Raw genomic sequence first — 20,658 nt, forward strand, 5'->3', positions numbered from 1 at the left:
GGGGCGGGCAGGGGGGTCGCGGGGGCCGAACGGCCTACCGGGGCCAGTTGCCCCCGTTGCCACCGTTGCCCTGGCCGCGCTGGTTGCCGCCGCCGATCAGGTCCGGCGGGATGGAGATGCCGGGCCAGGGGTCGTCGGCACCGTCGCTGTCCCCCGGCTTTCCGTCGTCCCCGGGCTTTCCGTTGTCCCCGGGCTTGGGCTTGCCCTGGTCGGGGTTCCCCTTCGGCGCGTCGGGGATGCTGACTTCGACGAAGCGCGGTGCGTCGTGTCCCTCCAGCGCACCGGACATCGCGTCCTTCCAGATGGGACCGGGGACCTGGCCGCCGAAGACCTTCTCGTGGTACCGGCCGCCGATGGTGATGTACTGCATCTCCACCTGCTGGCTGGCGCTGCCGACCCAGACGGCGCCGGAGAGGTTCGGCGTGTAGCCGACGAACCAGGCGTTCTTGCGGCCGTCCGTCGTACCGGTCTTGCCCGCGTTGTCACGGGACTTCAGGCCGGCCTCCTGGCCCGTACCGGAGTCGACCACTCCACGCAGCAGGGTGTTGATGGTGTCGGCGGTCCGCTCCGCCATCGCCCTGCTGCACTTGCTCTTCGGAACGGCCAGGCTCTTGCCGTCGGCCGTCCTGATGGACTCGATGGCGGTGGGCGAGCAGTAGATGCCGCGGTTGGCGAAGGTCGCGTACGCGTTGGCCATGTTCAGCGGCGAGACGCCCTTCGAGCCGAGCGAGATCGCGGGCACCTCGGGGAGCTTCTCGTCGTTGCCCTGCACCACGTGGAGCTTGTTGGTCATCTCCACGACCGGGCACATGCCGATCTCGCCGATCATCTGCACGAAGTACGTGTTGACCGACTTCTCCATCGCTTCCCTGAGCGCGTAGGGGCCGACCTCCGACTCGTTCTCGTTCTCCACGGTGTCGCCCTGGTTGACCCACGGCTTTCCGCTGCACGTCGACACCGACGACGGGTACGGCATCTGATACGGCGACGGGTAGACCTGCGTCGGCGGCTTGCCCTGCTCTATGGCCGCCGCCGCGACGAACGGCTTGAAGGTCGAACCGGTCGGGAAGCCGAAGTTGGACCCGCCCATGCCCTTGTTGACCGAGTAGTTGATCTGGGTCTCGTTCTTCCCGAAGCCGTACGGCTTGGACTGGCCCATCGCCACGATCTTGCCCGTGCCCGGCTGGACCATCGTCACCGCGGTGGCGACCTTGTCGCTCTGGTAGACGTGATCCTTTATCGATTCCTGCGCCGACTTCTGGGCCTGCGGGTCGAGCGTGGTCCTGATGGTCAGACCGCCGCGGTTCCAGATCTTGTTGCGCTCCTCGCGGTCCTTGCCGAACACCGGGTCGGAGAGGAAGACCTCGCGCACGTAGTCGCAGAAGAAGCCCGCGCCGTCGACGGCCGTGATGCAGCCGTTCTTCGGCTTGCTGACCTTCAGGTTGATGGGGGTGGCCTTCGCCCGGTCCGCCTCGGTCTGGCTGACGTCTCCCACGGCCGCCATGCGCTGGAGGACCGTGTTGCGCCGCTTCGTCGCCTCCTGCACGTCATTGACGGGGTCGTAGCGGCTCGGCGACTGGACGATGCCGGCCAGCATCGCCGACTCCGCGAGGGTCAGCTGCTTCGCGGGCTTGGAGAAGTAGCGCTGGGCCGCCGCCTCGATGCCGTAGGCCTGCTGCCCGAAGAAGGTGATGTTGAGGTAGTTCTCGAGGATCGTCTTCTTCCCGAGCTCCTCCTCGACCTGGATCGCGTACTTGAGCTCCTGGATCTTGCGGCCGAGGGTCTGCTGGGTCGCCTGGGCGACCTTGTCGGGGTCGTCGCCGGCTTCCTCGACGAAGACGTTCTTCACGTACTGCTGCGTCAGGGTGGACGCGCCCTGTGCGACGCCACCCGACTGGGCGTTGCGGTTGAGGGCGCGCAGGACGCCCTTCAGGTCGATGGCCCCGTGCTCGTAGAAGCGCGAGTCCTCGATCGCGACGATCGCCTTCTGCATGTACGGGGAGATGTCGGAGAGCGGCACGACGGTACGGTCACGTGAGTAGACCGTGGCGATGGATCCGCCCTGCGAGTCCAGGATCGTGGTGCGCTGGCTCAGCGGCGGTCGCTTCAAGTTGGCCGGGATCTCGTCGAACCCCTGGACAGTGCCCTTCGCCGCCAGTCCCAGCGCTCCCGCGGCGGGCAGTGCGATGCCCGCGAGCACGGCTCCGGAGAGCACGCTGACACCGAGGAACTTGGCGGCCTGCTGGGTCCCGGTCAGACCCCCGCCCGAGCGCTTTTTTGGCATGGGAGCAGCCTAAGCCGTAATGAACGGCGTTCCGATGGAGCGGGGGCCTCTCGGGATGTTCGCGTACCAAGCCGTGACATCCGAGCTGTCCGAAGGGTGCGAAGGAGGGACGCGAAGGAGGGACGCGGGGGAGCGGGGCGGAGGCAGGGAGGGCAGGAGGCGGGGGACAGGGGGAGGAGCCGGCCGGACCGCCGGAGCGATGTCTTCCGGATGCGGTGATGAAGGTGATGAAAGGGGTGCCGTTCCCGTCCATTCGCCGGACACGCGTATATGCCTTGGCCTAAGCTGTTCCCAACTGTCACAGCAGTCGCGCCCCCAGCGGCTTTCCCGTTTCAGCCCAAGCCTCAGCCCATACTTCGGCTCCCGTCCCGGATTCGGATTGAATCGCCCATCCGGTTCGAGTCCGGATCCCGGTCGAGTTCGGCTTCCGGTTCCGGTCCGGAACCGGTCCCGGTTCGGGATTCGGCGCTTCTGCCACCGTGTCGCCCGGCCGATCGACGCCATGACACGCGTACGCCCCGGGCGTGTGCCGCGTGCATGACCCTTCGCGCTACTGGCGCCACCAGTGCTACCGGGTCACGCGAACGCGACAGGTGCGTTCACCGGTCGTGCGTCCGGTTTCTCGTCCGGATCCGGCGCCAGGCATGTGTCCGTTTCCGGGAGATGTGTCAGTCCGTGTCCCGTGCGAGGTAGGTAAAGTGCCCAACTTTGCCGGATTCACCGTGAATGTCTTTCGCTCACTCCCCTGGGTGATCTGCCGCGTACGCATAGTCCGTTCGGGCCATTCAAGATTGGGCCCGAAGGGGGTGTTGCGCTGTGCCCACCTTCCGTAACGTCCTCAACTGGCAGCGGTGAATATGCCGCTGCCGCCGTGGGGGAGCCTCGATTCGGGAGAGGACGGCGCCGGTATGGGCTGGGTAGCTGACTGGAGTGCGCAGGCGGCCTGCCGCACTACCGATCCGGATGAATTGTTCGTGCAAGGAGCGGCGCAGAACAGGGCCAAGGCGGTATGCACCGGGTGCCCGGTGCGGACCGAGTGCCTGGCCGACGCGCTGGACAATCGCGTCGAGTTCGGCGTGTGGGGCGGTATGACGGAGCGCGAGCGGCGGGCGCTGCTGCGCCGTCGGCCGACCGTCACCTCATGGCGTCGGCTTCTGGAGACCGCGCGCACGGAGTACGAGCGCAGCGCGGGCATCCTGCCCGTCGCACTGGACGACGACGAGACGTACGAGACGTACGCGGCGGTGGGCTAGGACGACGCCCGTCCGCGATGTTCCTCCCCTCCGGCGGGGACGCTCCGACGCGAGTGCTTCGGATGTGATGTCCCAGTACGGGTGTGGTCGGCCGCCAGGCGTGGCCGACGAGACGCGCGGTGACGCGCGCACTGACGCACGTCGGCGTGGGCCGACGTGGGACGATGCCCGACATTGCATGCCGGGACGGCTGCCGACGGGCTGTCGGCGGGCCTCCGGCGGGCTACCGACAACGAGCGCCGAGATCGCCGACACTCCTCGACACCGCCGATCGCCGACGCGTTCCGCCGTTTACGCCCGGCTGCTGGTGGCAGCCGGTATGGACCGGTCCCTGTACGCCGACGAGCGCCTACGCCGCTCCGGCAGGAGCAGTGCCGCCCGTCGCCAGCCGGTCTCCGATGGCCCGGAGTCCCGCGAGGTCGTGCACGTCTCCCGGCAGAGCGGCCACTTCGGCCACCGCCACCTCGGGGTGGAGAGCGGTGAAGCGGTCACGTGTGCGCCGCTCCCGCGCAAGGACCTGCATCCGCTCCGCGTGCAACCGCAGCAGGCCGGCGGTCAACCGGGCCACGGCGGGCGGAGCGATGATGACACCGGGGGCTGCGGGAGTACCCGTGGCGTCCGGTGCGATGTCTGCGTCTGCATCTGCGTCTGTCGTGCCTGCGCTGCCTGTCATGTCCGTGGGATCGCTGGTCGTGCCTGCGGAGCCGCTGGTCACGCTTGCGGAGTCACTGGGTTTCACGTCGGTGATGACGGTCGCGCCTGTGGTGGCGGTCGCGTCCGGGGTGGCTTCCTCGGCTGAGGGAGAGTCGGGAGAGACCGCCTCGGAGCCACGAACACCAGTCTTCCCGGGCCTATGATCCACAATGCGGCCCTCGTCAAGATTTTCCGCGGCGGCCAGCGCCCGCTCCGCGGAGAGCTTCGTGGCCCCACTGCCGTGCACCCGGTTCAGCACCAGCCCGGCCAGCGGCATCTCCTCCGCCGCCAGCCGCTCGACGAAGTACGCCGCCTCCCGCAGGGCGTCCCGTTCGGGCGCGGCCACCACGAGGAAGGCCGTGCCCGGCGCCTGGAGCAGCCGGTACGTGGCGTCCGCCCGCGTCCGGAAGCCGCCGAACATCGTGTCCATCGCGGCCACGAAGGTCTGCACGTCCCGCAGCAGCTGACCCCCCAGCAGTTTGCCGAGCGTTCCGGTCATCATCGACATGCCGACGTTCAGGAACTTCATCCCGGCCCGGCCGCCCATCTTCGCGGGAGCCATCAGCAGCCGGATGAACTTGCCGTCGAGGAAGGAGCCCAGCCGCTTCGGCGCGTCAAGGAAGTCCAGCGCCGAGCGCGACGGAGGCGTGTCGACCACGATCAGGTCCCACTCGTCACGCGCGCGCAGCTGTCCCAGCTTCTCCATCGCCATGTACTCCTGCGTGCCCGCGAAACCGGCCGACAGGGACTGGTAGAAGGGGTTGCCCAGGATCGCGCGGGCCCGCTCGCCGTCCGCGTGCGCCTCGACGATCTCGTCGAAGGTGCGCTTCATGTCGAGCATCATGGCGTGCAGCTCTCCGTCGCCCTCGATGCCTCCGACCCTGCGCGGAACGTTGTCCAACTGGTCGATGCCCATCGACTGGGCCAGCCTGCGCGCCGGGTCGATGGTCAGGACGACGACCATGCGGCCGCGCTCCGCCGCCCGTACGCCCAGGGCCGCCGCCGTCGTGGTCTTCCCGACGCCGCCCGCACCGCAGCACACGATGATGCGGGTCGCAGGGTCGTCGATGAGCGGGTCGACCTCCAGGCCGGGAGCCGCTTCGAGAGTCATACGCCCACCCCGAGCTTCCGTAGTTCCTTGGCCAGTCGGTAGAGACCGGCGAGGTCCGCCCCCTCGCTGAGGAACGGCAGTTCGTGCGTCGGCACCTGCTGCTTCGCCAGCACCTCGCGCTGCTCCCGCTCCAGTTCCACACGCCGGGCGTGCTCGGCGGCCTCGTCGAGGAGCGGGGTCACCAACTGCCCCGAGCCGGACACGCCGGCCGCCGTGAGGGCCTTCGCGATCTCCTCGCGGTCCCCGGCCGCGGCCCGTACCGCGTCCTCGTCCAGGACGTGCGGACGGACCATGTTCACGATGATCCGGCCGACCGGGAGATCGGCGGAACGCAGCTCGGCGATGCCGTCGGCGGTCTCCTGGACGGGCATCTCCTCGAGCAGCGTCACCATGTGCACCGCCGTCTCGGGAGACTTGAGCACCCGCATCACGGCCTGCGCCTGATTGTGTATCGGGCCGATCTTGGCCAGCCCCGCCACCTCGTCGTTGACGTTCAGGAAGCGGGTGATGCGGCCGGTGGGCGGGGCGTCCATGACCACGTGGTCGTACACGTAGCCGCCCTGCTTCTCGCGCCGGCGGACCGCCTCGCACGCCTTGCCGGTCAACAGCACGTCCCGGACGCCCGGCGCGATCGTCGTCGCGAAGTCGATGGCGCCCAGTTTCTTGAGGGCCCGGCCCGCGCTGCCGAGTTTGTAGAACATCTGGAGGTAGTCGAGGAGCGCGCGCTCGGCGTCGATGGCCAGCGCGTACACCTCTCCGCCGCCCGGTGCGACGGCGATCTTGCGTTCCTCGTACGGAAGCGACTCCGTCTCGAAGAGCTGTGCGATGCCCTGTCTGCCTTCGACCTCCACGAGGAGAGTCCGCTTTCCCTCGGTCGCGAGGGCGAGCGCGAGGGCGGCGGCGACCGTCGTCTTACCGGTACCGCCCTTGCCGCTGACGACCTGAAGCCTGCTCACGTTGTCGAGCCTAACCAGTCCCGCCATGGCCTACGCAGGAGGCTGCCCTGGGCAGCGGCTACAGTCGGCTCCATGACCAAGTGGGAATACGCGACCGTGCCCCTTCTCGTGCACGCGACCAAGCAGATTCTGGACACCTGGGGCGAGGACGGCTGGGAGCTCGTCCAGGTCGTGCCCGGGCCGAACAACCCCGAGCAGCTCGTGGCGTACCTGAAGCGGGAGAAGGCGTGACCGGGCGGGTCGAATCGGCACTCGCCGAGCTCGGCCTGACCCTGCCCCAGGTGGTGCCGCCGCTGGCCGCCTACCAGCCGGCCGTCCGGTCGGGCGTCCACGTCTACACCGCGGGCCAGCTCCCGATGGTGGAGGGCAAGCTTCCGGTCACCGGCAAGGTGGGCGCCGAGGTCACTCCCGAGGAGGCCAAGGACCTGGCCCGCATCTGCGCGCTGAACGCCCTCGCGGCCGTGAAGTCCGTCGCCGGGGACCTGGACCGCATCGCGCGGGTCGTGAAGGTCGTGGGCTTCGTCGCCTCCGCAGCGGACTTCACCGGGCAGCCGGCCGTCCTCAACGGCGCCAGTGAGCTGCTGGGCGAGGTGCTCGGCGACAAGGGCGTGCACGCGCGCAGCGCGGTGGGCGTCGCGGTGCTTCCGCTGGACGCGCCGGTCGAGGTGGAGATCCAGGTGGAGCTCGTCCAGGACTGAGGCCGACGCGGCGCGGGCGACCGTGCCGGGGCCGGGGCCGGGGCCGTGGCCGTGGGGCCCCGGATTCCCGGGTGTCCGGGTGCCCCCGGTGCCTGCCGGTTCGCAGCGCCCTTGCGTGGCTTGTACGGCGGCCCTGTCGCCCATCGATCGAACGGTGGGGGGCAGGGCCCTCGTCGTACCCCTCGCCGGGCACACGGGCATCCCGGACGTTGCCTCTCGAACATCGCGTCGGATGCGCATAGCATCCGGCCATGTCCAATGGTCAGTGGTACCCACCGGAATGGCCCGACCGCATCCGCGCGCTCGCCGGCGGTGAACTCACGGCCGCGACACCCAGGCGGGCCGCGACCGTGCTGCTGCTGCGGGACGGCGCCGAGGGTGGCGGCCCCGAGGTGCACATGCTGCGCCGACGCACCTCGATGGCCTTCGCGGGCGGCGCGTACGCCTACCCCGGCGGGGGTGTCGACCCGCGTGACGAGCACCCGGTCCGCTGGGCCGGCCCGCCCCTGGCGGACTGGGCGCACCGGCTCGGGGTGGCCGGGCGGGCCGAGGCGCAGGCCATCGTCTGCGCGGCGGTGCGCGAGACGTACGAGGAGGCGGGCGTCCTGCTCGCCGGGCCCACCGCGGACACGGTGGTCGGTGACACGACGGGTGACGACTGGGAGGCGGACCGCGCGGCCCTGGTGGCCCGTGAACTGTCGTTCGCCGACTTCCTGGACCGGCGGGGCCTGGTGCTCCGCTCCGACCTGCTGGGGGCCTGGGCGCGCTGGATCACCCCGGAGTTCGAGCCGCGCCGCTACGACACCTGGTTCTTCGTCGCCGGCCTGCCGACCGGGCAGCGCACCCGTAACGCCTCCACCGAAGCCGACCGCACGGTGTGGATCCGCCCCGCCGAAGCGGCCGCGGGGTACGACCGCGGCGAACTGCTGATGATGCCCCCGACGATCGCCACCCTGCGCGGCATCGAGCGGTACGCCACGGCGGCCGCCGCCGTGGCCGCGGCCGCGGACCAGGACCTCGCTCCCGTACTGGCCCAGGCCCGTCTGGAGGGCGACGAGGTCATCCTGAGCTGGCCGGGGCACGACGAGTTCACCAAGCACGTTCCGCAGGCCCGTACGACCGGAGGCCCCCTCTCATGAGCGACGCAGCCGCGCTTCCCGGCCAGCCGCGTGGAGCGGTGGTCTCCGGGCCCGCCACCGACCGTGCCGTCAACGTCCTCGCGCCCAACCCCTCCCCGATGACCCTCGACGGCACCAACACCTGGATCCTGTCCGAGCCGGACTCGGAGCTCGCCGTCGTCGTCGACCCCGGCCCGCTCGACGACGGGCACCTGCGCGATGTCGTGGCGACCGCCGAGCGGCTCGGCAAGCGGGTCGCGCTGACCCTGCTGACCCACGGCCACCCGGACCACGCCGAGGGCGCGGGGCGGTTCGCGGAGCTGACCGGGACCCATGTACGGGCGCTCGACCCGGCGCTGCGCCTGGGGGACGAAGGGCTCGGCGCGGGAGAGGTGGTCAAGGTCGGCGGTCTGGAGCTGCGGGTCGTGCCCACGCCCGGGCACACCGCCGACTCGCTGAGCTTCCACATCCCGGCCGACGGGGCGATCCTGACGGGCGACACGATCCTCGGGCGCGGTACGACGATGGTCGCGCACCCCGACGGACGGCTCGGTGACTACCTCGACTCGCTGCGCCGGCTGCGTTCGCTGACGGTCGACGACGGGGTCCGTACGGTGCTGCCGGGGCACGGGCCGGTGCTGGAGGACGCGCAGGGGGCCGTCGAGTTCTACCTGGCCCACCGGGCGAGCAGGCTCGCGCAGGTCGAGACGGCCGTCGAGAACGGCCACACCACGGTGGCGGAGGTGGTGGCCCATGTCTACGCGGACGTGGACAGGTCCCTGTGGCCCGCGGCCGAGCTGTCGGTGAGGGCGCAGCTGGAGTACCTGAGCGAGCACGGCCTGATCTGAGCCCGCCGGCGTCGGGCGGTGGCCCGGGAGCGACCGGCGTCGGGCGGTGGCCCGGGGCCGGTTCCGGGCACTGGCCGGGGCGGGTTCCGGCATGGCTCCGACGCGGGCCCGGCCCGGCCCGGGGCGTCGGGACGGGTCACGGGCGGGGGGCCGCGTACGAGCGCCCGGCGGCGTCCGGGTCCGTCGGTTGTCCACAGGGGTGGGGAAACGGGCGGAACCCGGACGGTCCATGCTTTACGCTCCGTTTACCTCGGTCGATCCGTGGTTCTGTTCCTGGGGGGATTCTCTGTGTTTTTCCTGGCCGTTCTTCTGCTCATCGCCGCCGCGGTGCTGTTCTTCGTCGGGCGCTCCGGTGACCGCACGGGTCTCAAGCTCGGTGCGGCCGGCGCGCTGATAGCCGGACTGTTCGCCGCGGTGTCCAGCTGCCTGCATGTGATCAGCGCGTACGAGGTCGGCGTACCGGTGACCTTCGGCAAGGTCGGTGCGCCCATGACGTCCGGCATGAACTTCACCTCGCCGTTCACCACCGTCACCACCTTCTCCACCCGTCCCGTCGACCTCAATCTCTCCGACAAGGAGGTCGTCGAGGTCCGCTCGTCGCAGGGCGGAGTGATGTACGCGGAGGTGACCGTGAAGTGGGCGGTCACGCCGGCCAAGGCGGTGGAGCTCTACCGGCTCGCGGGCAGCGAAGAGGCGATCCAGCAGCGCCTGGTCTTCCCGGACAGCCGGGAGATCATCCGTAACGTCTTCGCGCGCCACACGAGCGAGGAGGGGTACGCCTCCGCCCGCGAGAAGATCAACACCGAGATCGGCTCGCTGATCAAGGAGCGGCTGGCGCCCCGGGGTATCGACGTGACCACCGTCAACCTGCGCAACGTGAAGCCGTCGGACCAGCTCCAGGGGCAGATCGACCGCAAGATCCAGCAGCAGCAGGCCACCGAGCGGTCGACCGAGGCCGCGCGTACGGCGAAGGCGGAGGCCGAGCGCCGCAGGGTGGAGGCCGAGGGCATCGCGCGGGCCAACAAGATCCTCGACGGCTCGCTCACCGACAAGATCCTGTTGAACCAGTGCATCGAGGCGTTCAAGGAGGCGTCGGCGAAGAACCCGGTGTACGCCGTGCCGTGCGGCGGCGGCACCGGCAACCCGCTGATCGTGGACGGTACGAAGAAGTGACGCGCGGCTGACGCGCGTACGCGAAGGGCCGCCCCGGTATGCCTCGGAGCGGCCCTTCATGCGTCTGCGCGCCGTGCGCGCCCGTGTCAGCGCGAACGCTTGGCGAGGCGCTCCACGTCCAGCAGGATCACGGCGCGCGCCTCAAGGCGGAGCCAGCCGCGGCCCGCGAAGTCGGCGAGGGCCTTGTTGACCGTCTCGCGAGAGGCGCCGACCAGCTGGGCGAGCTCCTCCTGGGTCAGGTCGTGCACGACGTGGATGCCCTCCTCGGACTGCACGCCGAACCGGCGGGACAGGTCGAGGAGCGCACGGGCGACACGGCCCGGAACGTCGGAGAAGACCAGGTCGGACATCTGGTCGTTGGTCTTGCGCAGGCGCCGGGCGACGGCGCGCAGCAGGGCGGTGGCCACCTCGGGGCGGGCGTTCAGCCAGGGCTGCAGGTCGCCGTGGCCCAGGCCGAGGAGCTTGACCTCGGTCAGCGCGGTCGCGGTGGCGGTGCGCGGGCCCGGGTCGAACAGGGACAGCTCACCGATCAGCTCGCCGGGACCGAGGACGGCGAGCATGTTCTCGCGGCCGTCGGGGGAGGTGCGGTGGAGCTTCACCTTGCCCTCGGTGACCACGTAGAGCCGGTCGCCCGGGTCGCCCTCGTGGAAGAGCGCGTCGCCGCGGGCGAGCGTCACTTCACTCATCGAGGCGCGGAGCTCCGCGGCCTGCTCGTCATCGAGCGCCGCGAAGAGCGGGGCGCGCCGCAGAACGTCGTCCACGAGTTCTCTCCTATGTCGACCTGCCCAGGGAACTTTGGGTCCCATGATGCCGGACGGTAAAACAGTGCGATCAATCACAACAAGTTTGACGCACTGCCACGCGTGTCCGTACGGCAGGGCCCCGATTGGGTCGTGATCGTTGATGCTCGGGGCAGATGTCAGCGGCGGCCCTTAGGCTGGCCGGGTGTCCAATTCGCCGGTGAGAGTGCAGGCCAAGGGGGCCGAGAGAGTGTCCGGGGAACGAAATTCCGCTGTGGGCGAACAGGTGTCTGCCGCCTCAAATGAAGCGACAAAAGCGACAAAAAGCACGGGTGAGTCCGAGGTGACGAACGAGCCCGGGACATCCGCCGAGGGCACCGCATCGGGCACGAGCGCCGGACCCGCCAAGTCCGCCGGACCCGCCAAGTCCGCCGGGTCGGCCAGGTCCGCGAAGCCGGCCACGTCGGTCGGGTCGGCCAAGCCGACGAGGTCCGCCAAGCAGGCCAAGCCGGCCAAGCCCGAGTCGCACCTGGCGATGGTCCGCCGGGCCCGCCGGATAAACCGGGAGCTGGCCGAGGTCTACCCGTACGCCCACCCGGAGCTGGACTTCCGCAACCCCTTCGAGCTGCTCGTCGCGACCGTCCTGTCCGCCCAGACGACCGACCTCAGGGTCAATCAGACGACACCGGCGCTGTTCGCGAAGTACCCGACGCCCGAGGACATGGCGGCGGCGGTCCCGGAGGAGCTGGAGGAGGTGATCCGGCCGACCGGCTTCTTCCGCGCCAAGGCGCGGTCGCTGATCGGACTGTCCGTCGCGCTCCGCGACGCCTACGGCGGTGAGGTTCCCGGCCGTCTGGAGGATCTGGTCACCCTTCCCGGCGTCGGCCGCAAGACGGCGAACGTCGTCCTGGGCAATGCCTTCGGTGTCCCCGGCATCACCGTCGACACGCACTTCGGGCGGCTCGTGCGGCGCTGGAAATGGACGGAGCAGGAGGACCCGGAGAAGGTCGAGGCGGACGTCTGCGCCATCTTCCCCAAGTCGGAGTGGACGATGCTGTCGCACCGTGTCGTCTTCCACGGCCGGCGCATCTGCCACTCGCGCAAGCCCGCCTGCGGAGCGTGCCCGATCGCGCACCTCTGCCCGTCGTACGGCGAGGGCGAGACGGATCCGGAGAAGGCCAAGAAGCTGCTGAAGTACGAGATGGGCGGCTACCCGGGCCAGCGCCTGGCCCCGCCCCCCGACTACCCGGGCAGGCCGGCGGCTCCACTGGGCGGCGCCGAGTGACGGAACGAACCAGTGGCCGGAACGCGTTGTGAAAGCCGGGGGTGCCTATGACGCGCGCTAGAGAACACACGTACGGCCCTGGAGTCGGTCCTGCCTCCGCGCCCGCCGGGCCGGAGGACGCCGTCCCGGGGCCGGAGGATGCCGTCCCGGGGCCTCAGGATGCTGCTCCCGGGCGGGAGGGTGCTGTCTTCGGTCGGGACGGGGCCGCTTCCGGTCGGGACGAGGTGGCGGGTCGGGACGGGGTCGCTTCCGGCGACGCCGGCCCGGAGCCGCAGCGGCCCGGGAGTCCCGAGTTGCGGCAGCTCGGTGTGGAGGTCAGTGACGACGGGCTGCCCGAGTGGCTGGATCCGGTCGTCAAGGCGGCGCGAGGCATCGAACCCGAGCAGCTCAGCCGTTTCCTGCCACCGGAGAGCGGTGGGCGCCAGTCCGCCGTCCTCATCCTCTTCGGTGAAGGCGAGCGGGGGCCCGAACTGCTTCTCATGGAGCGCGCGAGCAGCCTCCGCTCGCATCCCGGGCAGCCCTCGTTCCCCGGCGGCGCCCTCGACCCCGAGGACGGCGATCCGGCCACCACCGGCCCGCTGCGCGCCGCGCTGCGCGAGGCCGAGGAGGAGACCGGGCTGGATCCGTCGGGCGTCCAGATCTTCGGCGTGCTGCCCCGGCTGTACATCCCGGTGAGCAGCTTCGTCGTGACGCCCGTGCTCGGCTGGTGGCGCTCCCCGAGCCCGGTCGGCGCCGTGGATCTCGCGGAGACCGCCCGTGTCTTCACCGTTCCCGTGGCGGATCTCACGGACCCGGCAAACCGTGCGACGACCGTCCACCCGAGCGGCCACCGGGGCCCGGCATTTCTGGTCGAATCCGCCCTGGTCTGGGGTTTTACGGCAGGTGTGATCGACCGGATCCTGCACTACGCGGGCTGGGAAAGGCCATGGGACCGGTCGAAGCAGGTCCCGCTCGACTGGCGCTCATGACAGGGTGACTTCCGTGAACGTGCTGGACATCCTGTTGCTGGTCGCCGCCGTGTGGTTCGCGATCGTCGGCTACCGCCAGGGCTTCGTCGTCGGCATCCTGTCGGTGATCGGGTTCCTCGGCGGCGGTCTCGTCGCGGTCTACCTGCTTCCGCTCGTGTGGGGGCCGCTGACGGACGACGCCAAGGTATCGACGACGGCTGCCGTGGTGGCCGTCGTCGTCGTCATCGTCTGTGCCTCCGTGGGGCAGGCTTTCACCACCCACCTGGGCAACAGACTGCGCCGTTACATCACGTGGTCGCCCGCCCGCGCGCTGGACGCGACCGGTGGCGCCCTGGTGAACGTCGTGGCCATGCTCCTGGTCGCATGGCTGATCGGTTCCGCCCTGGCCGGTACGTCCCTGCCGACGCTCGGCAAGGAGGTCCGCAACTCGAAGGTGCTCCTCGGTGTCTCCCGGGTGATGCCCGTTCAGGCGTCCACCTGGTTCGCCGACTTCTCCTCCGTACTGGCGCAGAACGGCTTTCCGCAGGTCTTCAGCCCCTTCGCCAACGAGCCCATCACGGAGGTACGAGCGCCCGACCCGGCCCTCGTCGACAGTCCGGTCGCGGCCCGGGCCCAGCGGTCCATCGTCAAGGTCGTCGGCACGGCTCCGAGCTGCGGCAAGGTGCTTGAGGGCACCGGCTTCGTCTTCGCCGAGCGCCGGGTGATGACCAACGCGCACGTCGTCGGGGGAGTCGACGAGCCGACCGTCCAGATAGGCGGTCAGGGGCGGTTGTACGACGCCAAGGTCGTGCTCTACGACTGGCAGCGGGACATCGCCGTACTGGACGTACCGGATCTGGAGGCCACACCGCTCCAGTTCACCGGCACGGACGCCCGCACCGGGGACAGCGCGATCGTCGCGGGCTTCCCGGAGAACGGCGCGTACGACGTCCGCTCCGCCCGGGTCCGCGCCCGCATCAACGCCAACGGCCCGGACATCTACCACCGCGGTGAGGTACGCCGCGATGTGTACTCCCTCTACGCGACGGTCCGGCAGGGCAACTCCGGCGGCCCGCTCCTCACCCCGGACGGCAAGGTCTACGGCGTCATCTTCGCGAGGTCCCTGGACGACGCGAACACCGGATACGCGTTGACGGCCGACGAGATCCAGGACGACATCACGCGCGGCCGTACCGCCAACCAGCAGGTCGACAGCCAGGGCTGCGCGCTCTGAGCCGCTCGCGGCCGACGGCCCCGTGGATCTCCCCGTGGACCTTCCGGTGCATCTGCCGGTGGATGTCCCCGTGCCTGTTCCCGCAGAGGGCCCTGCCGATGTTCCGCCGGCAGCTTGTCGCGCGGGGGGTCGGCAGGGCCGTCGTCGACGAGAGGTTCAGAGACTCAGAGGTCCGGGGGCTCGGCGATCCGGAGGGTCCAGAGGTGTCAGTGGTCCACCGGTCCGGCCTGATCCGGGCCGAGGACCCTAGTTGCGGGGATGCCGCAGTCGGGCCGAGACCCAGCGGGCCCGGCGGCGGAGGATGAGGGAAATGCCGAGGCGCGGGTCGGGCCCCGGGCCTTGGAAGCCGCTCCTCTGGGGGATCGGCGCAGAGGCCGAGCGGCGGTTGCGTGCTGCGTCAGCGTAGTCGTGCGTCCAGCCCATACCCCGACGTCTGCCCGGGCCCCAAGGTCGGTAACCGCCCCCGGCGCCGCCAATTGGCCTATGCGCGAGGCATTTGGCTGTCCGTAGGACAACCGTTCCCGGGCGTTCCCGGGGGAGACCGACCGGCCTAACGATCCGGCTCGGGATCCTTGAGCCAATTGATGAGCTCGGTCGAGAACGCCACCGGGTCCTCCTCGTGGGGAAAGTGGCCCAGGCCGTCGAACAGCCGCCAGCGGTAGGGGGCTTCCACGTACTCGCCCGAGCCCGCGGCGCTGCGGGTGCGCATCGCCGGGTCCAGAGAACCGTGCAGGTGCAGCGTCGGTACGCGTACCGGCCGCTTCATGCGACGGTTGAACTGGATGCCGTCGGGGCGGGCCATCGACCGCACCATCCACCGGTACGGCTCGATCGAGCAGTGCGCCGTGGACGGAATGGTCATCGCCCTCCGGTACACCTCGATGGCTTCCTCGTCCGGCAGCCCCGGCCCCGACCAGTCCCGGATCAGCCGGCCCACCAACGCCGCGTCATCGGCCACGAGCTGACGCTCGGGCAGCCAGGGCCGCTGAAACCCCCAGACGTACGAGCCGGCCCGCGACTGCGAGAAGTCCGAGAGCATGGCCGAGCGCCAGCGGCGCGGGTGCGGCATCGACGCGACCGCGAGGCGCCGGACCAGCTTCGGGCGCATCACCGCCGCCGTCCAGGCGAGGTACCCGCCCAGGTCGTGCCCGACCAGCGCCGCGTCGGGCTCGCCCAGGGACCGTACGACGCCGGTGATGTCCAGCGCCAGATTGGCCGGGTCGTAACCCCGAGGCGTACGGTCGCTGCCGCCCACGCCGCGCAGGTCCATCGCCACCGCGCGGAACCCGGCGTCGGCGAGGGCGGTCAGCTGATGCCGCCACGCCCACCAGAATTGCGGGAACCCGTGCAGCAGCAACACCAGCGGTCCGTCGCCGGCCTCGACGATGTGGAAGCGCGCCCCATTGGCCGCCACGTCGCGATGTGTCCAGGGGCCATCGATCCGTACCGGACTGCCAGTGCTGCTTTCAGGGACCGTCATGCAGATGAGCGTGCCACACCCGCGGAGGTGTCCTGGACCGGGCGGACGTCCGCCGTGAGGACGGGAGCACGCGGGTGGGGCTTGGCGTTGCCGAGAACGGCGGCGGTCTGCTTGGCCGACGCGATGGACCTCTCCGGCGGCTTGACCTTCTTGAACTTGGACACCGCGAGCAGCGACAGGAGTCCTGCCAGCAGGAGGAAGGCCGCTCCGACGATCAGGAAGGACCAGGCGAGCCCGAGCCCCAGGTTGTGGATGCCGTACGCCGCGGCGAAGCTGAGCACCGGCAGCGAGAAAAGGGCGAAGACGCCCGCGATACTGATGGCCGCACCACCGATCGCTCCGCGCTTGACGTCCTGTCGCAGTTCGGCCTTGGCCAGCGCGATCTCATCGTGCACCAGCGCGGACATCTCGGCGGTCGCCGAGGCGACCAGCTGGCCAAGACTGCGCTCTGCACCGTTGACGGCGGGGTCGCTCATCGTCTCGCTCCCTCTTCTCTTCTACGGTCCGACTCTTCGAAGGTCCGACCTCAGATCATGCCGGACGGCCGTCGTCCTTGTGCGGTGCCCCCATGACTTCGGCCTGCCGCCGGTGCTCTGCGGCCTTTCTCTCGTAGATCTCCGCCATCCTCAGGTGGTAGTCCGGATCATCCATTTCGTACACGTCCGGTACACCGCTCAGATCCTCGTCCCGCTCCTCCTCCGCGAGCAGCGCCTGGTACTTGCGCACCCGGAGCTTCAGCAGGATCCCGGCGAGTGCGGCGGCGATGAGCGAGCCCACCAGCACCGATGCCTTGACCTCGTCGGTCAGGGCGGGGTCACCGGTGAAGGCGAGCTCGCCGATGAGCAGGGAGACGGTGAAGCCGATCCCGGCGAGTGTCGCGACGGCGAAGAGATCGGCCCAGGCCAGGTCCGCGTTGAGTTCCGCTCGGGTGAAGCGGGCCGTCAGCCAGGTGCCGCCGAAGATGCCGAGGGTCTTGCCGACCACCAGTCCGAGTACCACGCCGAGGGTCTCCGGCTTGGTGAAGACATCACCGAGCACCCCGCCGGACACCGAGACGCCGGCGGAGAACAGTGCGAACAGCGGAACGGCCAGCCCGGCCGACAACGGCCGCACCAGGTGCTCGATGCGCGCGCCCGGCGAATGCTCCTCACCGTCGCGGCGGGTGCAGCGCAGCATCAGGCCCATGGCGACACCGGCGATGGTGGCGTGGACACCGCTGTTGTACATCAGAGCCCAGATGACCAGGGCCAACGGCACGTACACGTACCAGCCGCGCACTTCCTTGCGCAGCAGCGCCCAGAAGATCAGCAGTCCGGCGAAGGCGCCGCCGAGTGCGGCGAAGTCCAGGTCGCTGGTGAAGAAGATCGCGATGATCAGGATCGCGAAGAGGTCGTCGACGACGGCGAGGGTGAGGAGGAAGGCGCGCAGGGCGGACGGCAGGGAGGTGCCGATCACGGCGAGTACGGCTAGGGCGAAGGCGATGTCCGTGGCGGTCGGGACGGCCCATCCGTCCAGCGAACCGCCGCCGACGCTGTTGACCAGCGCGTATACGAGGGCGGGGGCCACCATGCCGCAGAGGGCGGCGATCACGGGCAGGGCGGCGGCCCTGGGATCGCGCAGCTCGCCCGCCACGAGCTCGCGCTTGAGCTCGATTCCGGCGACGAAGAAGAAGATCGCGAGGAGTCCGTCGGCGGCCCAGTGCTGGACGGAGAGGTCGAGGCCCAGGGCGGCCGGGCCGATGTGGGTGTCGCCCACGGCGGCATAACTGTCGGCCAGGGGGGTGTTCGCCCAGATGAGGGCCGCCACGGCGGCGACCAGGAGAAGGACACCGCCGACGGTCTCCGCGCGCAGCGCGTCCGCCACGTACGTCCGCTCGGGCAGCGGCAGGCGGGTGAGGAACGTGCGGGCGGTGGGCTTGGGCGCGGCCACGAGAGTGGACCTCCGGTCGGGTCGGCGGGCATGAAGAAACACATGCCGACCAGACTTCCCGGCGCGCCTGTTGATACCTGTCGTGTTGTTGACAGGTCTCTCAGCCTACCCCTGGCACGCGAAGGCATGTCCGGCAATCTTCACGATAGAAACAAAGGGAGCACCCGGCATGCCGTCGGTTGTCCTCTTTGCCGTCCGCCGTCCGCCGTCCGCCGTCCGCCGTCCGCCGTCCGTCGGCCCGTCGCTTCGCTTTCTGCCGCCTGGCCGCCGACTTCTGCGGCCTGCTCACTGCCTCCTCGCGGCCTTCTTCCCTCCGCTGCTGAGCCGCCCCCGCTCAACCGGAGCCGCCCCCTCCGCCCCGGAGAGGGGAGAGGGGGCGGCTCGGTCGGCTGTCAGTCCGTCCCTCGGTCAGTCCGTCCCTCGGTCAGTCAGTCAGGCAGTCCGTCCGTCGGACAGTCCGAGAGCCGCTTCGACAGTCAGTCCTCGCTGCTCGCGCTCGGCAGGTTGGTCTGGATCAGGTCCATGACGGACGAGTCGGTGAGCGTGGTGACGTCACCGAGCTGGCGGTTCTCCGCGACGTCCCGCAGGAGCCGACGCATGATCTTGCCGGATCGTGTCTTGGGCAGTTCGGCGACGGGGAGGATCCGCTTGGGCTTGGCGATCGGTCCGAGGGTGGCGCCCACGTGGTTGCGCAGCTCGGAGACCAGGGTGTCGGTCTCACTGGCCGTGCCGCGCAGGATGACGAACGCGACGATGGCCTGACCGGTTGTCTCGTCCGCCGCGCCCACGACCGCCGCTTCGGCGACCGACGGGTGGGAGACGAGCGCCGACTCCACTTCGGTGGTGGAGATGTTGTGGCCGGACACCAGCATGACGTCGTCGACGCGGCCCAGCAGCCAGATGTCGCCGTCGTCGTCCTTCTTGGCCCCGTCGCCCGCGAAGTACCTGCCCTCGAAGCGGGACCAGTAGGTGTCGATGAACCGCTGGTCGTCGCCCCAGATCGTGCGCAGCATCGAGGGCCACGGTTCGGTGAGCACGAGGTAGCCGCCTCCGCCGTTCGGGACCTCGTTGGCCTCGTCGTCCACGACGGTGGCCGAGATTCCCGGCAGCGGGCGCTGTGCGGAGCCCGGCTTGGTCTCGGTGACGCCGGGCAGTGGCGAGATCATCATCGCGCCGGTCTCCGTCTGCCACCAGGTGTCGACGATCGGGGTCTTGCCCGCGCCGATGTGCTCCCGGTACCAGATCCACGCCTCGGGGTTGATCGGCTCGCCGACCGACCCGAGGACGCGCAGGCTGCTCAGGTCGAACTTGGCGGGGATGTCGTCGCCCCACTTCATGAACGTCCGGATGGCCGTCGGGGCCGTGTAGAGGATCGTGACGCCGTACTTCTGCACGATCTCCCAGAACCGGCCCTGGTGCGGCGTGTCCGGCGTGCCCTCGTACATCACCTGCGTCGCGCCGTTGGCCAGCGGCCCGTACACGATGTACGAGTGTCCGGTCACCCAGCCGATGTCGGCCGTGCACCAGTAGACGTCCGTCTCCGGCTTCAGGTCGAAGACGGCGTGGTGGGTGTAGGACGTCTGGGTGAGGTATCCGCCGGAGGTGTGCAGGATGCCCTTGGGCTTACCCGTGGTGCCCGACGTGTAGAGGATGAAGAGCGGGTGCTCCGCGTCGAACGCCTCGGGTGTGTGTTCGGCGGACTGCCGGGCGACGATGTCGTCCCACCAGACGTCCCGGCCCTCGGTGAAGACGGTGTCCTGGCCGGTGCGGCGGACCACCAGTACGTGCTCGACCTGCGGGCACTTGGTGACGGCCTCGTCGATCGCGGGCTTGAGCGCGGACGGCTTGCCGCGTCGGTAGCCGCCGTCGGCGGTGATGACCAGCTTGGCGTCGGCGTCCTGGATGCGGGAGGCGACGGCGTCGGCCGAGAAGCCGCCGAACACCACCGAGTGCGCGGCCCCGATGCGGGCGCAGGCCAGCATCGCGATGGCGGCCTCGGGGATCATCGGCAGGTAGACGGCGACGCGGTCGCCCTTGTGGACGCCGAGCTCGGTGAGGGCGTTGGCCGCCTTGGACACCTCGTCCTTGAGCTCCGCGTAGGTGATCGCGCGGCTGTCGCCGGGCTCGCCCTCGAAGTGGATGGCGACCCGGTCGCCGTGACCCGCCTCGACGTGGCGGTCGACGCAGTTGTACGCCACATTGAGCTTGCCGTCGGCGAACCACTTGGCGAACGGAGGGTTCGACCAGTCGAGGGTCTCGGTCGGCTCGGTGGCCCAGCTGAGCCTGCGTGCCTGCTCGGCCCAGAAGCCAAGCCTGTCCGCCTCGGCCTGCTCGTACGCGGCCGCCGTCACATTGGCCTGCGCGGCCAGCTCGGCGGGCGGTGCGAACCGCCGCTCCTCCTTCAGAAGGTTGGCCAGGCTTTCGTTGCTCACGACATCTCCCATTCCCAGGGCGTCCGATGTGTCCCAGCCCATAGCTCATCAGCCCGATGCCCTGGTGACAAGGGCTTCCAGGGCATTGGTTTAGACCTCTTCGGCTGACGGCGTGAACGGGACGGCGGTCAGGCGGCCCCTCCTCCCCGGGCGGCGGGGAGAAGGGGCCATTCACATCCACGGATGCCCCGGGCGGAAGGTTCACACGCCGGCGCGGGCCACCGGCCCGGGCAGCCGCGCCCTCCCGGTCACCTGTCGTGTCGGCCGCCGCTACCGGCCGCTCGTGTTGCCGGCGCCAGTTGGCGGTTTCCGGTCGTCGGACGCTGGTCTTGCCGGTCGTCGGCCGACGCGGACCGGGCGATGAGATCGGTCGCCGATTGCGCCGGCCGGTCGGGGGCCGGTCGCCGACCGGCCGATGGCCGACCCTGGCAGTCAGCAGTCAGCAGTCAGCAGTCAGCCGTCAGCCGTCAGCCGTCG

General features: G+C 70.1%; 17 protein-coding genes. 9 read left to right on the forward strand and 8 right to left on the reverse strand.

Annotated features, from left to right (window positions below; genetic code table 11):
* Positions 1–34 precede the first annotated feature (34 nt).
* On the reverse strand, positions 35–2,284 hold the full coding sequence (locus PUR26_RS30750) for a transglycosylase domain-containing protein (RefSeq protein WP_329877470.1): 2,250 nt from the start codon (positions 2,282–2,284) through the stop codon (positions 35–37).
* Between the two features lie 908 nt (positions 2,285–3,192).
* Here PUR26_RS30750 and PUR26_RS30755 point away from each other — a divergent pair.
* Entirely contained in the window at positions 3,193–3,537 is a 345-nt protein-coding gene (locus tag PUR26_RS30755) for a WhiB family transcriptional regulator (RefSeq protein ID WP_058940833.1), read from the forward strand.
* 349 nt (positions 3,538–3,886) lie between these two features.
* Here PUR26_RS30755 and PUR26_RS30760 read toward each other — a convergent pair whose 3' ends face one another.
* Together PUR26_RS30760 and PUR26_RS30765 are read right to left on the reverse strand one after the other, a co-directional pair.
* A complete protein-coding gene (locus tag PUR26_RS30760) occupies positions 3,887–5,341 on the reverse strand; it encodes an ArsA family ATPase (RefSeq protein WP_329877475.1) in 1,455 nt (484 codons plus the stop codon).
* Positions 5,338–6,297 carry an ArsA family ATPase gene (locus tag PUR26_RS30765; RefSeq protein ID WP_329877477.1) on the reverse strand — a complete coding sequence of 320 codons (960 nt, stop codon included), beginning with the start codon at positions 6,295–6,297 and terminating at the stop codon, positions 5,338–5,340. The genes PUR26_RS30760 and PUR26_RS30765 overlap by 4 nt, the downstream gene beginning before the upstream one ends.
* A gap of 72 nt (positions 6,298–6,369) precedes the next feature.
* Here PUR26_RS30765 and PUR26_RS30770 point away from each other — a divergent pair, with 72 nt between their 5' ends.
* The 5 genes from PUR26_RS30770 to PUR26_RS30790 all read left to right on the forward strand — a co-directional run bounded on the left by PUR26_RS30770 (position 6,370) and on the right by PUR26_RS30790 (position 10,134).
* Positions 6,370–6,528: a DUF4177 domain-containing protein gene (locus PUR26_RS30770; RefSeq protein WP_003967454.1), complete on the forward strand. Its 159-nt coding sequence runs from the start codon at positions 6,370–6,372 to the stop codon at positions 6,526–6,528.
* Positions 6,525–6,995, forward strand: coding sequence for a RidA family protein (locus PUR26_RS30775; protein ID WP_329877479.1), 471 nt, complete (start codon positions 6,525–6,527; stop codon positions 6,993–6,995). Before PUR26_RS30770 ends, PUR26_RS30775 begins: the two co-directional genes overlap by 4 nt.
* A 251-nt stretch (positions 6,996–7,246) precedes the next feature.
* Complete coding sequence (locus PUR26_RS30780) at positions 7,247–8,134, forward strand: NUDIX hydrolase (RefSeq protein WP_329877481.1); 888 nt, start codon at positions 7,247–7,249, stop codon at positions 8,132–8,134.
* Complete coding sequence (locus PUR26_RS30785; protein WP_329877483.1) at positions 8,131–8,961, forward strand: MBL fold metallo-hydrolase; 831 nt, start codon at positions 8,131–8,133, stop codon at positions 8,959–8,961. Before PUR26_RS30780 ends, PUR26_RS30785 begins: the two co-directional genes overlap by 4 nt.
* Positions 8,962–9,249: 288 nt before the next feature.
* Positions 9,250–10,134 (forward strand): prohibitin family protein, encoded by an 885-nt coding sequence (locus tag PUR26_RS30790; RefSeq protein WP_329877484.1) that lies wholly within the window; start codon positions 9,250–9,252, stop codon positions 10,132–10,134.
* 86 nt (positions 10,135–10,220) lie between these two features.
* Here PUR26_RS30790 and PUR26_RS30795 read toward each other — a convergent pair whose 3' ends face one another.
* Positions 10,221–10,895 carry a Crp/Fnr family transcriptional regulator gene (locus PUR26_RS30795; RefSeq protein ID WP_014046869.1) on the reverse strand — a complete coding sequence of 225 codons (675 nt, stop codon included), beginning with the start codon at positions 10,893–10,895 and terminating at the stop codon, positions 10,221–10,223.
* 184 nt (positions 10,896–11,079) lie between these two features.
* On the opposite strand from PUR26_RS30795, the gene nth reads away from it, so the two are divergent.
* The 3 genes from nth (at position 11,080) to PUR26_RS30810 (ending at position 14,340) form a co-directional block, all read left to right on the forward strand.
* Positions 11,080–12,159 (forward strand): endonuclease III, encoded by a 1,080-nt coding sequence (gene nth / locus PUR26_RS30800; protein ID WP_329877487.1) that lies wholly within the window; start codon positions 11,080–11,082, stop codon positions 12,157–12,159.
* A gap of 293 nt (positions 12,160–12,452) precedes the next feature.
* Entirely contained in the window at positions 12,453–13,127 is a 675-nt protein-coding gene (locus PUR26_RS30805) for an NUDIX hydrolase (RefSeq protein ID WP_329877489.1), read from the forward strand.
* 13 nt (positions 13,128–13,140) lie between these two features.
* The gene (locus tag PUR26_RS30810; protein ID WP_329877491.1) at positions 13,141–14,340 is read left to right on the forward strand and encodes a MarP family serine protease; all 1,200 of its coding nucleotides are present in this window, start codon (positions 13,141–13,143) and stop codon (positions 14,338–14,340) included.
* 550 nt (positions 14,341–14,890) lie between these two features.
* Here PUR26_RS30810 and PUR26_RS30815 read toward each other — a convergent pair.
* From PUR26_RS30815 to acs, 4 genes are all read right to left on the reverse strand, one after another.
* Positions 14,891–15,820 (reverse strand): alpha/beta fold hydrolase, encoded by a 930-nt coding sequence (locus PUR26_RS30815; RefSeq protein WP_329877494.1) that lies wholly within the window; start codon positions 15,818–15,820, stop codon positions 14,891–14,893.
* On the reverse strand, positions 15,817–16,296 hold the full coding sequence (locus PUR26_RS30820) for a phage holin family protein (protein WP_329877496.1): 480 nt from the start codon (positions 16,294–16,296) through the stop codon (positions 15,817–15,819). The genes PUR26_RS30815 and PUR26_RS30820 overlap by 4 nt, the downstream gene beginning before the upstream one ends.
* 55 nt (positions 16,297–16,351) lie before the next feature.
* Positions 16,352–17,749 (reverse strand): Na+/H+ antiporter NhaA, encoded by a 1,398-nt coding sequence (gene nhaA, locus PUR26_RS30825; RefSeq protein ID WP_329877498.1) that lies wholly within the window; start codon positions 17,747–17,749, stop codon positions 16,352–16,354.
* Between the two features lie 476 nt (positions 17,750–18,225).
* Complete coding sequence (gene acs, locus PUR26_RS30830; protein ID WP_443077231.1) at positions 18,226–20,181, reverse strand: acetate--CoA ligase; 1,956 nt, start codon at positions 20,179–20,181, stop codon at positions 18,226–18,228.
* Positions 20,182–20,658: the final 477 nt, after the last annotated feature.

The sequence above is a fragment of the Streptomyces sp. SP18CS02 genome, from assembly GCF_036322365.1.
Classification (GTDB): Bacteria; Actinomycetota; Actinomycetes; order Streptomycetales; family Streptomycetaceae; genus Streptomyces.